The organism is Citrobacter sp. Cb023 (assembly GCF_030336805.1).
GTDB classification, from domain to species: domain Bacteria; phylum Pseudomonadota; class Gammaproteobacteria; order Enterobacterales; family Enterobacteriaceae; genus Citrobacter; species Citrobacter braakii.
This window is the reverse complement of sequence record NZ_JAOWCV010000039.1, coordinates 147764-160724: the sequence shown is the minus strand read 5'-3', so window position 1 is coordinate 160724 and position 12961 is coordinate 147764. Positions and strand designations below refer to the sequence as shown.

Genomic DNA, 12961 nt, shown 5'->3' with positions numbered 1-12961 from the left:
TTATCCCGTGTCCTGTCCACGACAAAGCGTGGAAAAGACGCGGATAATCATGCTACCTCTGGCGTTAGGCGAAGATGTCTACTGCTCCATCACCGCGTGCTGCGGCTTGCAGTGAGGCTGGCGCTGCCAGTACGGCGTCATCTTCAGCGGCAAAAATGTCTTGTCCCTGAGCGCGACCCGCCTGCTGTTGCTGCCCGGAAGACTGCTGATTACCGGCAAAGCTTTCACTGCTGATACTGCTTTGTCCAAGCTGGATCCCGCTTTCAGCCAACTGCGTACGCAGCATCGGTAATGCAGCTTCCAGCGCAGCGCGCACGTGACTGTGTGGCGATACCATTTGCAACTGCGCGAGATTGTCATCCAGCTTGAGGGAAATGTGCACCTGGCCCAGATCCTGTGGATGCAGACGCAGTTCTGCGCTTTGCTGGCCCTGGCGAGTAAACAGAGTGACGTGCTGGCTCAGTGATTGCTGCCATTCCTGGCTACCCAATGGTGCGCTTAGCACAGGTGCGGCGGTCGGTAACGGTTGAGCGTGGGACTGCGGGCCACTTAACGGCGCTGTCGTCATGCCAATGCTGGTCGGCGAAGGGGAGCTTTCAATTTCCGCTCTGGTCGTCGCCGCTGCCGTCAACGGGGTTAATGTCGGATTGTTTGTCTGATCTACGCTGCTGGCAGGCGTTGCAATATCCGCTTTGCCTTTTTTGGCATCACCTGGCAGCAATTCGCCAGCATTATCGGCGATAGCGCTGTGTACCGAACCTCGTGACAACGCCGAAAGCGTCGCATCAACGGGGGCTGGCGCGCTGTCGACGGCAGGCGTGGTCTGCGGTTGTCCTGGCAGCATGGCGAACAACGCGCTCAGGTTGGCGAGATCCTCATCGCTCAGTGCGGTGTTTTTTTCATCCTGCTGAGCGACTTTGCCCAGTGTCGTCAGGGCATTAACTTTCAGTGAGGGCGTGAGGGCAGACAAAAGTTGCTGAGCGTCTGTCATGTCGACAAGAGAAGTATCAGTGTGCATCTCTTTTTGCGCCAGTAGTTCGGTCAACTTGAGCGACGGTGCTGAATCGCCATTTTTTTGCAATAACCCTTTTTGCAGTTTGCTACCGGCCGCCTGTAAGTCGGCAAACGACAGCGGGGCGTCTTTACCCTGCGCGTTGTCCGCACCTAATGCACCAGCCAGCAGCGCTAAAAAATCCTCGGGTGAATCAACCGCTTTGCCTGACTGAAGACCTGCGGCTACGTCGGTGTCGGTGGTAATCAGTTGGGGTAAAGTAATCATTCGGGTTTCCTCATAGCTGCGCGCTGAGCAAATTCATCCATTTTTTTCTGATCCAGGCGGTTTTCGGCCAGTAACGCCGCCGAGGTTTGTCTGTCCTGCAGAGTCTGCCACGCCTGTAAACGTTGTTTTTTGTCGCGCCAACTGTTCAATGCCTGGTCTACTTTCTGCGTCCACTGATTGAGCTGTTGGCGGTGTTGCTCAATCGCTTTTTCCAGCGTCTGAATAAATTGTTGGTAATTGATCCAGCGATTACTGGTAATACCCTGACCCATGTCACTGTTCAGATTGTTGCGGTACTCATGCTGATAATCGATCAGCATTTTCAACTGCTCTTCCGCCTGCTGACAGCCACGACGCATCTCTCCCAATAAGACAGCGGCGTCATCTACCTCTTTTTCAGCCAGGTCTTTCAGTGTGGCTAATGCACCATGTTGTGCCATGACCTATGCTCTCCTGCTTACTCACACACCAGGGAAAATCAGTTCTAACGCGTGCAGAGAATCTTCCCAGTCCGCTCGTTCAAAAATGCCTTGCTGCAAGAATGCTTCCAGCTGTGGCCATAGGGCGATGGCTTTATCCAGCATGGGATCGCTGCCTTTGGCATACGCCCCCACGCTGACCAGATCGCGGTTGCGCTGGAAGCTGGATAGCAGCTGTTTAAAGTTACGTACCCGCGCATAGTGTTGTTCACTAATAAGCGCGGTCATGGCGCGACTGATCGAGGCTTCAATATCGATGGCCGGATAGTGACCCGCTTCGGCCAGATGACGGGACAGCACAATGTGGCCGTCCAGAATCGCGCGCGCGGAATCCGCAATGGGGTCCTGCTGGTCGTCACCTTCGGTCAGTACCGTGTAAAACGCGGTAACGGAACCGCCGCCGTGAATACCGTTCCCGGCACGTTCGACCAGCGCTGGCAATTTGGCGAATACTGAGGGGGGATAACCTTTCGTTGCCGGCGGCTCTCCGATCGCCAGGGCGATCTCACGTTGTGCCATCGCGTAGCGGGTGAGGGAATCCATAATCAGCAATACGTGCTGTCCACGATCGCGAAAATCTTCGGCGATACGCGTGGCATAGGCCGCACCTTGCATACGTAACAGCGGCGAGACATCTGCGGGAGCGGCAATCACCACCGAGCGTGCACGACCGTCGGTACCGAGAATATTTTCAATAAAATCTTTAACTTCGCGACCACGTTCGCCAATCAGACCTACGACGATAACATCGGCTTGGGTATAGCGCGCCATCATGCCGAGCAGAACGCTTTTACCGACACCGGAGCCCGCGAAAAGTCCCATACGCTGACCGCGACCGACGGTTAACAACGCGTTGATGGGACGTACGCCGGTATCCAGGACGTGTTCAATCGCGGTGCGTTGTAGCGGGTTAAACGGCGGCGTAATCAGCGCCCCGGTTTCGGTGGTATCCGGGGCGGGCAGACCGTCGAGCGGTTTTCCGCTACCGTCAAGCACACGACCCAGCAATGCAGGGCCAAGCGGTAATTGCTTCCCGCTTTGCAGACCTTCTCCGGCAATGTTTTTTGCGTACACGCGTGCGCCGGGCAGAACGCCTTCAACCTCTTCGAGGGGCATCAGAAACAGACGCTGACCGTTAAAGCCCACGACTTCACTTTCGACCTCCTGGGTTTCGTTGCCGTCCTGGCGTTCAATAACGCAGGTGGCGCCCAGAGGCAACTGTAATCCAGTGGCCTCCAGCACCAGCCCAGTGGCGCGGGTCAGGCGACCGTAACGGCGCACCGCAGGCAGCAGCGACATTTTCTCTTCGAAGCTGTCCAGCGTGTTGAGCCAGCGAGTCAGGCGAGTGGTCATTACACGACTCCCGGCGCTGCCAGACGGCAGAGTTCTTGCCAGCGCGTGGCGACGCTGGCATCCAGATCGCCTTCATCGGCAGAGACTTTACAGCCGCCGTGATGCAGCGTCGGATCACCGCGCAGCCGCCAGCCGTGCAGGCTGAGGGTCGCACCGAGCATCTCCTCCACACGCTGGAGATCGTCCGGATGTACGCGTAGCTGCGGCTTACCGCTAAACAGCGGTTCTTGCTGCAACAGCTGTTGGATTTGTTTAATCAGCGCAGCGTTATCCACAATAGGCGTCTGACCTATAACCTGACGCGCAGCTTCCAGCGCCATTTGCATCAGACGCGAGGCAATTACGCTGTCCAGTGCGTCCAGCGTATTCTGAAACTCGCTCACCAGTTGCTGCATGCGGGCATGGATCGGCGCATGCTGAGCGCGCGCCTGGTTCTGGCCTTGCTCCAGCCCCTGACTCAGGCCTTCCTGATAACCTTGTTCGTGGCCTTTTTGTCGACCTTCCGCCAGACCCGCGTTATAACCTTGCTCATGGGCCTGCAGTTGCAGCTGTGCGAGCTGCTGTTCAAGCTGTTGCTCTGCGGAAAGCTCTGGTTCTGCTGTTTCTTCTGACAGCGGGTTTTCGCTGTGCTCAGCCAGTACGAACTCCGCCATCGGTGGGGCGAGGTCGTCCGGGGTCCAGACTTTCCACGGCAGTTCGTTAGACATAGGTATCCTCGCCGCTGCCTATCACCATCTCGCCGGTTTCCGCCAGACGACGCACAATAAGCAGAATGGCTTTCTGTTCGTTTTCCACCTGCGACAAACGCACCGGACCGCGGTTGGCGAGGTCGTCGCGCAGAATATCGGCAGCACGTTGCGACATGTTGCGCAGGAACTTCTCGCGCAGCGGCTGTTCGGCACCTTTCAGGGCAATCAGCAACGATTCGGAATCCACTTCCTGCAGCAGGCGCTGGATACTGCGATCGTCGACATCCACCAGGTTCTCGAACAGGAACATCTCGTCGATAATTTTCTGCGCCAGCTCGCCGTCGAATTCGCGTACGGCGGTAATAACCGCTTCTTCCTGCTGGGTTTTCATCAGGTTGATAATTTCTGCCGCCGTTCTCACGCCGCCCATTTTGCTGCGCTTGAGGTTCTGGCCATCGAGCAGGCCGTTGAGAACCTCGGTCAGTTCTGCCAGCGCGGCAGGCTGTACGCCGCCAAAGGTGGCGATACGCAGCATCACGTCGTGACGTAAACGCTCGTCGAACAGTGCCAGAATATCGGCAGCCTGGCCCCGCTTGAGGTGCACCAGAATGGTGGCGATAATCTGCGGATGCTCGTCGCGGATAAGGTCGGCGGCGCTTTGCGGCTCCATAAAGTTAAGCGTTTCAATGCCGCTGGTGGTATCGCGGGTTTCCAGAATATCTTCCAGCAGACTGGAGGCACGTTCTTCGCCCAGCGCTTTCACCAGCACGGAGCGCAGATATTCGTTGGCGTTGATATTCAGCGCGGCAAACTGTTCGGCTTCTTGTTCAAATTCGGCCAGCACTTCCGTCAACTGCTTGTTGGAAATCTGGCGTACATTCGCCATCGCCGTACTGAGCGCCTGAACTTCGCGCGTGGAAAGGTGCTTAAACACCTCCGCCGCGCGATCTTCGCCAATGGTCATCAGCAGGATGACGCTTTTATCGGTACCGGTAAGATTACTCATGATCGTTGCTCATCCACTGGCGAATGACCAGCGCCACGACGCGCGGATCGTTATCTGACATTTCACGAATACGCTGACTCATGACTTCTGCTCCCAGACGCTGATTAGTACGACGCTGCTGGGTTTGTTCGTCTTTGCTGAGGCGAACTTCTACCGCTTCTTCGGTTTCCTGACGGACACGCGTTTGTTCTTGTACGGCTTTCGCTTCTTCGCTGCGACGGACCAACTGCGGACGAACGGCTTTCCGCCACAGGATCCACGCCACCAACAGAACCAGCAACCAACGACCTGCGGACATTAACTGGTCAATAAAGAACGGCTGTTTCCAGAACGGTAGCTCGCCCATGGAATCGTCGGTCGCCGTGAAGGGAGAGTTCACCACGTTCAGGGTATCGCCACGCTTGTCGGAGAATCCCATCGCTTCGCGGGTCAGATCCTCAATCTGTTTCATCTGCTCGGCGGTTAACGGCAACGGTTTGCCGTCTGGTAACGTTTTGTAGTTGACCACGACAGCCACCGAGAGACGCTGCACATCGCCAACGTTCATTTTGGTATGGCGAATAGTGCGGTCAACTTCATAGTTGCTGGTTTCATTGCGCTGAGTATTGCGCGGGCCGGCATTATTACTGTTATTCGCCGTCTGTGCGTTTTGCGTATTTTGCGCGTTTTGCTGATTAGCGGGTGGGTTGGCGATTGGCGCAGTATTTGCCGGAGCGGGCTGATTTGACAACGCGCCCGGTACGCCGCCAGGTGCTCCGCTACCGACCTGCTCACTGACGTTCAACTGACGAGAACGCAGCACGGCCTGGGACTCATCACCGTTTGGACGGTACTGTTCTTCGGTTTGCTCTTTGTTGGCAAAATCCAGCTGCGCGGTAACCTGCGCATGTACGTTACCGTTGCCGACAATCGGCGACAGAATCGATTCGATACGACGCTGAACGCGGCCTTCGACGTCGCTGGCGTATTTCAGCTGCGCATCGTTAAGATCGCGGCTACTGGTATTCGACTGGGTTAACAGATGCCCCGCCTGGTCGACCAGCGTAACGTTGCCCGGCGGCAAGCCTGCAACAGCGCTGGAAACCAGATGCGTGACCGCACTGATCTGACCTTCATCCAGCGCGCGACCCGGCTCCAGGTTGACGGTGACGGAGGCTGAAGGCGCTTTTTGCTCACGCACAAACAGCGACGGTTTCGGCATAGCCAGATGCACGCGGGCGCGTTTTACCGGTCCCAACGTTTCAATCGTACGGGCTAATTCACCTTCCAGCGCGCGCTGGTAGTTGACCTGCTCGCTAAACTGGCTGATACCAAACTTTTCCTGATCCAGCAGTTCAAAACCCACCGCGCCGCCTTTGGGCAGACCTTGCTGCGCCAGACGTAAACGCAGTTCGTGGACTTTATCGGCAGGAACTTCAATGGCGCCGCTTCCCTCAGTAAAACGGTAGGGAACGTTCATCTGCGTCAGTTGGGTGACGATCGCGCCACCATCCTGATCGGAAAGATTGCTGAACAGCGTGCGGTAGTCAGGTGCTTTGGCCCACAGGACCATCGCCACGATGATCGCGACGGCAGCGGCTCCCGCCACAATCAGAGGAATTTTGGGATTCGCGCGCAGGCGGTTTAACCACTCGAGAGGTTTAAGCTGGGTTGCAGTCGATGCTGTCGCACTCATCTCGCACCTCGTGGCTTATCGTGGACGGCGTTTTTTGCAAAGTGGAACAAGACTCACTCCCGGGTCAGCAAACTCGAAAAATTGACGGTCTCATTATTTGCGGTTTCGAATTTTTCTATGCGTTAAAAACCGTGGTTTTTTATCGTTATTTAACGCCTTTATCTTATTGACTAACTGGTAATCTCAACTACGTAAAAAATTATCCAGGGGATCAGAATGTCGGCAATACAGGGGATTGAAGGGGTCATCAGCCAGCTACAGACCACGGCGATGTCAGCAAAAATGCAGGATATGCAGCCACAACCGACCGTGAGCTTTGCCGGTCAACTGCATGCGGCGTTAGACAGGATCAGCGATGTACAAACCGCGTCCCGTGTGCAGGCTGAGAAATTTACCCTCGGTGAACCGGGTATTGCGCTGAACGATGTGATGACCGATATGCAAAAAGCGTCGGTATCGATGCAGATGGGGATCCAGGTGCGCAACAAACTGGTGTCGGCGTATCAGGAAGTGATGTCGATGCAGGTGTAGCAAGCGGAACATTCTCCCGCTGCGTCGGGCAACGGGAGAATTGCATTACTTCTGAATCAAATAACGAATCGTTGGACCATCCTGCTGAATATCCAGCACCGTATAGCCGTGATTACGCGCATCCAGTGGAATATTGTTGATTGACTGCGGGCAATCGCTCACCACTTCCAGAATCTCACCTTTCTTCAATTGCGGCATCGCTTCCAGTGTGGCGACAGCCGGGTACGGACACGGCTCGCCGACCATATCGAGGCGATAATCAGGCACGATATTTTTCATACAGACTCCTTGGCAGGCGTCAGCCCAGCGCGACGGAAGAAGCGTTTTTCCCAGCCGATGATGAGCATCAGCGCGGTAAATAACAGCAGATAGGTTACCAGCAGGCCACCGAGCGGGCCGAAGGTGTTGAGCAGATTCACTTTGTCCCAACTGGTGGCAAGCGCGGGAGCAAAATCATCCCAGTAGTAGGCCAGAATGGTCGAGCCAATAACGTTGCCCAGTCCCACCCACCAGTAATGCACCTGGCCTTCAACGGCGCGGTACATCCAGCCCGTTTCACACCCGCCCGCCAGAACAATGCCGAAGCCGAACAGCAAGCCGCCGATCACCGCATTCGGACCTGCCCACATGATTTTAGGCTCGACGCCCAGTTGTACGTAGCTAAAGATACCGATGGCGCTGACCGCCATCCCGAAGATGATCGCTTTCGCCATATGGGTGCGACCGGAAATCCACAGATCGCGGAAGGCGGAGGTGAAGCAGATTTGCGCCCGTTCAATCAGCAGCCCGAACCCGACGCCAAACAGCATGGCCAAACCAAGTTTGGGCTTATCCATCGCAGTGAGGAGCGCCCAGCCGATCATGGCGATAAACACCAGCATGCCGAGGCGGAAACGGCGACGGGCCTGATCTGGCTTTTGCGTTAACGGAGAAGCGGCGGAGACTTTCTGCATTTTGACCGGAATACGAAACATCGGCAGCAGGGTAAAGCGTGCGCCAAACCATGAGCCAATAGCCGTTGCCAGGGCGAAAAACCAGGCGTGTAGCGAGAACTGTGGAATACCGGTGAAGAATGCGGCCAAGTTACAGCCCATTGCCAGCCGGGCGCCGAATCCGGCAATCATCCCGCCGACGATCGCCTGCATAATGCGCACCCGACTGCGCGGCATGCGTAATTTGACGTTGTTTGCCCACAATGCGGCAGCAAAACAGCCCCCGAACATACCGAGGATCATCATGCCGTCAATGCGGGTCAGGGGTGAGCCTTCGAGATGGATCAGCTTGTAGTATCCCCATTCTTCGGCGTGAACGCCGAACAGTTGCAGGATTTGACCACCCCAGCGAGTGAATTCGCCGGTAACGGCCCAGAAGGTTCCCGTAATGCCGAAATAGTAGGTAGAGAGAATACCCGCTGCGATGACCGCAGGGGCGGGGGCCCAAAATTTAATTAACCAGGCCTGTTTGAAGTGTTGCCATGACATGCGTTGTGCCTCTGAACTCAGAAGGTATGTAACAAGAAGTGTGGATACTACACCGATCAGAATTTTTGACTATGAGTAATAAGAGGTAACACCGTCTGGATCAATCTTTCTCGACACTGCCGAAAGGCTGGCGACATCAGGCCTTTAATGCCACAATCCCATTTTCTTCGCATGCAGGATGAATGATGAAAAAATTAGCAATCGTTGCTGTATTTCTGGCGCTTACCGGATGCGCCGAAGTAGAAAATTATAACGACGTGGTGAAAACGCCAGCGCCAGCCGGTCTGGAAGGATACTGGCAGTCAAAAGGTCCGCAACGCAGTCTGGTGAGCCCGGAAGCGATTGCCAGCCTGGTGGTAACAAAAGAGGGCGACACGCTGGATTGTCGCCAGTGGCAGCGAGTGATCGCGCTGCCGGGGAAACTGACGATGATCTCTGGCGATCTCACCAACGTGACGGTGAAACGCGAGCTGTATGAGATTGAGCGGGAAGGCAATACGCTGGAATATGACGGTATGACGCTGCAGCGGGTCGACCGCCCGACGCAGGAATGTGCTGACGCGTTAAAGAAAACGCCGCTGGCCACGCCATTGCCATAAGCTATACGCCCCGGTAGCCAACGGCCACCGGGGTTGAGCTTTATAACACGTCTTCAATCACCCACACGCTGACGCTACCGCCGTTACAATAAAACGTCGCTTCACCGTTTTCATCGGTGACCACGCTTTCTTCGCGATTTCCCAGATAGTCGCGCCAGGTTTTATTCCCGTAATTCGCACCGAGATTGATGGTCTTTTCCCCGTCATCGCCGTTAGACAGAACAACCACACAGCCGGGATCGTCGTCCGTTCCGCTGCGGCTAAAAGCGATACAGTTAGGGTGATCAAAAAAGAGCGTCTGTACGCCGTGCGCGAAGCGCTGGCGCGCGAGGATCAGTTCATCAAGCTGTTCAATGATCGGCATGTCGATAGGATAGGTTTCGCCATCGCCGCCGGTGTCTTCGTAATGCGCCCCGTAGAGGTCAGGATAAAACACTGACGGCACGCCGTTTTCGCGCAACAGGATCAGCGCATAGGCCAGCGGCTTAAACCATGGCTCGACAGGGGCTTCCAGCGCCTGCAAGGGCTGAGTGTCGTGGTTGGCCACCAGCGTGACGGCATGAAACGGATCGGCTTCCACCAGGGTGTCGGTGAAAATCTGACTCATGTCGTAATCGCGTCCCTGACGAGAGGCCTCGTGGAATTTCATCTGTAAAGGGGCGTCGAATAACATGGTTTTCCCCTCCACCTGATTAATGTAGGTTTGCAGCTTGTCGACTTCATGCGACCAGTATTCCGCGACGATAAACAGCGGCTTGGGGGCGACTTCCTGCACATGCTCAATCCACTCTTTATAAAACCATGCCGGAATATGTTTCACGGCATCTAACCGAAAGCCGTCACACTGGGTTTGCTCCATCACCCAACGCGCCCAGTATTTGATCTCTTCGGTGACCGCGTGATTGCGAAAATCGATGTTTTCGCCCATCAGATAATCAAAATTACCCAACTCATCATCAACCTGATCGTTCCAGCCTTCGCCGGTGTAGTCGTTCACGATTTTAAAAATGCCGTCTTCGGTTGGGTTTTCGATATGGTCAATACCGCTGAAGCATTTAAAGTCCCAAATGAATTGCGAGTACTGGCCCGCGCGGGCAGGGAAGGTGTAGCGCGTCCAGCCTTCGCATTCGACGATCTCATCGTCTATTTGCGTGCGGTCCTCGGCGTTAACCCGCTGGACACGAATATGCTCTTTTTCATCTGCACCCATCTTGTGGTTAACCACCACGTCGAGCAGTACGGCAATATCATTGTGTTTTAGCGCGTCTATCGCCGCCAGCAGCTGGTTTTTATCGCCATATTTGGTGGCGACGGTTCCCTTTTGGTCGAATTCGCCCAGATCAAAAAGATCGTAGGAGTCGTAGCCAACGGAATAGCCGCCGGAAGCGCCTTTATAAGCGGGAGGTAACCACACCATATTGATGCCGATGTCATTGAGTCCACCTGCGCGTTCGGCAAGTTCGGGCCAGAGTTGACCGCCCTCGGGGTAATACCAGTGAAAATACTGCAATAACGTGGGATTTTTCATCTTCCGTGCTCCAGAAGTCGTTTGGCCGACCTCTGGAGTATGGAAGATTATTCAGACGAGACGGGAAATTATTGTGGGGCAGTGGGGGCGTCGGGAACTAACAGCATGCCGGAAAGACGGCCATAGGCGTTATTTAGCGTCTTTTGGCGCGTCGACTGACCGATGAGATTGCTGAGTTCATCCAGACGCTGCTGCAACAATGTTTTAAGCAGTTGTTCGTTATCCAGCGTCTGTTTAATGTACCCGGCCACTAAATCCTGAATACTTCGCGTAATGCCTGGTGGAGTTTGCTCTTCCATGACCACTTCAATACTTTGCAGATAGGTAACTTCCTGTTCCAGTAAAAGGTCCCATTCACCGCGCTGCGCCAGTTCCAGCAGTGAGTGACTGAGCAGCGCGATGCGCTGCCAACGGTTGATAAACTCCACGGCTGAGGTCATTAACGAGACTCCTGGGAAGATGCTTTCGGTGAGATCTGTTTCCAGGCATCTGCAATGTTGCCGAGTAACCCTTCGACTTCTTCAATGGCCTGACAATCATTACGCAAGTTAGCTTGCAGTAAACGGCGAATCATATAGTCGTACAGTGAAGACAGATTGGTGGCGATTTCGCCGCCATTCTCTTGATCAAGTCCTGCCTTCAGGCCATTGTCGATAATATTAATGGCTTTACTTAACGCCTCACCTTTGGCGACGATATCACCCTGTTGCATAAACAGGCGAGCGCGCACCAGGGCGCTGTTCGCGCCGTCAAACAACATTTCAATCAGCTGATGTGGGCTGGCGCTCATCACGGCGCTTTCCACGCTGACCTGTGCATAGGCTTTGGTACCGCTCGCGGTATACATGCTTACCTCGTGTTATCAGGATTTATTCATCGCTGTAAATTGTTGGCCCAGATAGGTACTGGTGTTATTCAGTTTGCTCATCATGCTATCAAGCTGGGTAAACTGCGCCGTATAACGCGCAACCATGTCGTCAATGCTGGCGCTAACTGACAGATATTGTTTGGTCAGTTTTTTCAGCGTGGCGTTAATGCTGTCTTGCGCATTGTCGATAATGCCGTCATCGGCGAGATAGCTTTTTACTTCAGCGGCAATTTTGGTGGTGATGCCGGTTTCTTTGCCGTCGCCAGCCAGCAGTTCGCGAACAGAGGCGGTGTTTTCATCCAGCGCTTTTTTCAGCTTGGTATCATCGATGGACATCTTGCCGGTTTTGCCATCTTGTTTGATGCCGATTTCATTCAGTGTCTTAAAAGCACCTTCAGCACCGGAGTTAGCAAACTGTGCACGAATGCCTGTCTGAATCGTACGTACTACGCTGTCACCGACCAGCGCGCCGTTGTCTTTGTCCTGACCTTCCGCACCTGCATCTACGGCTTTATATTTGGTCAGCGTATTAAAGGTATCGATCAGTGAGTTATAGGCATCCACCCAACCTTTAATCGCTTCCGTGGCTTTCTCATTGCTTTTCGTCACCGTTACGCGCGCGTCGGTAACTTTTTTGGTCAGTTCCAGCGTAACACCCTGCGGGGCATCGGTGACTTTGTTGCTTTGACGTTCAATATCGATACCGTTCATCGTGAGCTTGGAGTTCTGGGCCTGAACCAGCTCAGTCATTTTTCCTGTACCGGTCGTGCTGTCGTAAGCCAGCATATCGTTAAGCTTGCTGTCGCCCTCAACAGAGATGGTCATCTTGCTGTCCATACCTTCGGCTGCGGTCAGCACCAGTTTGAACTCGCCGTCTTTCACCTTCACGATACTGGCGGAGATACCGCTATCGGTATCGTTAATTGCCTTGCTGATATCATCCAGCGTGGTCTTATCTTGGGAGAGTTTAATCTCCAGCGGCTCTTTACGGCCCGGCTGCTCAATTTTAATGGTACGCGTGGCGGAGCCATCACCCAGAGCCTCTTTGTTTGAGGCCACCGATGTGGTGCTCAGCGATTGTGCCTGCGCCAGTTGCGTGACGCTGATGGTATAAATACCCGGTGCCGCGCCTGCTTCGGTGGTGACTTTCAGGTCTTCAGTACTGCTCGTCACATTACTGCTTCTGAACAACTCCGGTTTATTTAACGCGGTATTGGCCGTCTGGAACTTTTCCAGCGCACTCTTCAGCGTACCGTAAGCCGTCAGACGGGCAGTATTGTCGGTCTGTTGCTGAGTAATTGGATTTAGACGTTTTTTCTCAGCAATAGTCAGGTTGTTTAGCAACGTGTCCAGTGGTAAGCCTGAGCCTACGCCTAATGATGTAAATGAAGCCATGCCCGATTCCTTGTGATTGCAAACAATTGTTATGCGGGTTATCGGCAATCTGCGCGCAAAGTTTAATGATAGTTTTGT

Annotated in this window: 14 protein-coding genes; 2 read left to right on the top strand and 12 right to left on the bottom strand. The window is 54.4% G+C overall.

The window, feature by feature from the left end:
* Window positions 1–64: 64 nt before the first annotated feature.
* The 6 genes from fliK to fliF are packed head-to-tail and all read right to left on the bottom strand — an operon-like array spanning window position 65 to window position 6481.
* Window positions 65–1279: a flagellar hook length control protein FliK gene (gene fliK / locus OGW44_RS20505; protein ID WP_137367477.1), complete on the bottom strand. Its 1215-nt coding sequence runs from the start codon at window positions 1277–1279 to the stop codon at window positions 65–67.
* Window positions 1276–1719, bottom strand: coding sequence for a flagellar export protein FliJ (gene fliJ, locus OGW44_RS20500; protein ID WP_016153491.1), 444 nt, complete (start codon window positions 1717–1719; stop codon window positions 1276–1278). Before fliJ ends, fliK begins: the two co-directional genes overlap by 4 nt.
* 21 nt (window positions 1720–1740) lie before the next feature.
* Complete coding sequence (fliI, locus tag OGW44_RS20495) at window positions 1741–3111, bottom strand: flagellar protein export ATPase FliI (RefSeq protein ID WP_016153490.1); 1371 nt, start codon at window positions 3109–3111, stop codon at window positions 1741–1743.
* Complete coding sequence (gene fliH / locus OGW44_RS20490; RefSeq protein ID WP_094761578.1) at window positions 3111–3818, bottom strand: flagellar assembly protein FliH; 708 nt, start codon at window positions 3816–3818, stop codon at window positions 3111–3113. The genes fliI and fliH overlap by 1 nt, the downstream gene beginning before the upstream one ends.
* On the bottom strand, window positions 3811–4806 hold the full coding sequence (fliG, locus tag OGW44_RS20485; RefSeq protein ID WP_016153488.1) for a flagellar motor switch protein FliG: 996 nt from the start codon (window positions 4804–4806) through the stop codon (window positions 3811–3813). Before fliG ends, fliH begins: the two co-directional genes overlap by 8 nt.
* Complete coding sequence (fliF, locus tag OGW44_RS20480) at window positions 4799–6481, bottom strand: flagellar basal-body MS-ring/collar protein FliF (RefSeq protein WP_185654811.1); 1683 nt, start codon at window positions 6479–6481, stop codon at window positions 4799–4801. Before fliF ends, fliG begins: the two co-directional genes overlap by 8 nt.
* A 216-nt stretch (window positions 6482–6697) precedes the next feature.
* Between fliF and fliE the strand changes: the two genes are divergently transcribed.
* Window positions 6698–7012 carry a flagellar hook-basal body complex protein FliE gene (gene fliE, locus OGW44_RS20475; RefSeq protein WP_016153486.1) on the top strand — a complete coding sequence of 105 codons (315 nt, stop codon included), beginning with the start codon at window positions 6698–6700 and terminating at the stop codon, window positions 7010–7012.
* 45 nt (window positions 7013–7057) lie between these two features.
* On the opposite strand, the gene yedF is transcribed toward fliE, so the two are convergent.
* Together yedF and yedE are read right to left on the bottom strand one after the other, a co-directional pair.
* On the bottom strand, window positions 7058–7291 hold the full coding sequence (gene yedF / locus OGW44_RS20470; RefSeq protein ID WP_000790504.1) for a sulfurtransferase-like selenium metabolism protein YedF: 234 nt from the start codon (window positions 7289–7291) through the stop codon (window positions 7058–7060).
* Window positions 7288–8550: a selenium metabolism membrane protein YedE/FdhT gene (gene yedE / locus OGW44_RS20465; protein WP_323579337.1), complete on the bottom strand. Its 1263-nt coding sequence runs from the start codon at window positions 8548–8550 to the stop codon at window positions 7288–7290. The genes yedF and yedE overlap by 4 nt, the downstream gene beginning before the upstream one ends.
* A 128-nt stretch (window positions 8551–8678) precedes the next feature.
* Here yedE and yedD point away from each other — a divergent pair, with 128 nt between their 5' ends.
* Entirely contained in the window at window positions 8679–9092 is a 414-nt protein-coding gene (yedD, locus tag OGW44_RS20460) for a lipoprotein YedD (RefSeq protein WP_016153484.1), read from the top strand.
* A 40-nt stretch (window positions 9093–9132) separates the two neighbouring features.
* On the opposite strand, the gene amyA is transcribed toward yedD, so the two are convergent.
* The 4 genes from amyA to fliD form a co-directional block, all read right to left on the bottom strand.
* On the bottom strand, window positions 9133–10620 hold the full coding sequence (gene amyA / locus OGW44_RS20455) for an alpha-amylase (RefSeq protein ID WP_142417420.1): 1488 nt from the start codon (window positions 10618–10620) through the stop codon (window positions 9133–9135).
* A gap of 68 nt (window positions 10621–10688) precedes the next feature.
* A complete protein-coding gene (gene fliT / locus OGW44_RS20450; protein WP_003030458.1) occupies window positions 10689–11060 on the bottom strand; it encodes a flagella biosynthesis regulatory protein FliT in 372 nt (123 codons plus the stop codon).
* The gene (gene fliS, locus OGW44_RS20445; protein WP_046669996.1) at window positions 11060–11467 is read right to left on the bottom strand and encodes a flagellar export chaperone FliS; all 408 of its coding nucleotides are present in this window, start codon (window positions 11465–11467) and stop codon (window positions 11060–11062) included. Before fliS ends, fliT begins: the two co-directional genes overlap by 1 nt.
* A gap of 15 nt (window positions 11468–11482) precedes the next feature.
* Entirely contained in the window at window positions 11483–12883 is a 1401-nt protein-coding gene (gene fliD / locus OGW44_RS20440) for a flagellar filament capping protein FliD (protein WP_103928336.1), read from the bottom strand.
* Window positions 12884–12961: the final 78 nt, after the last annotated feature.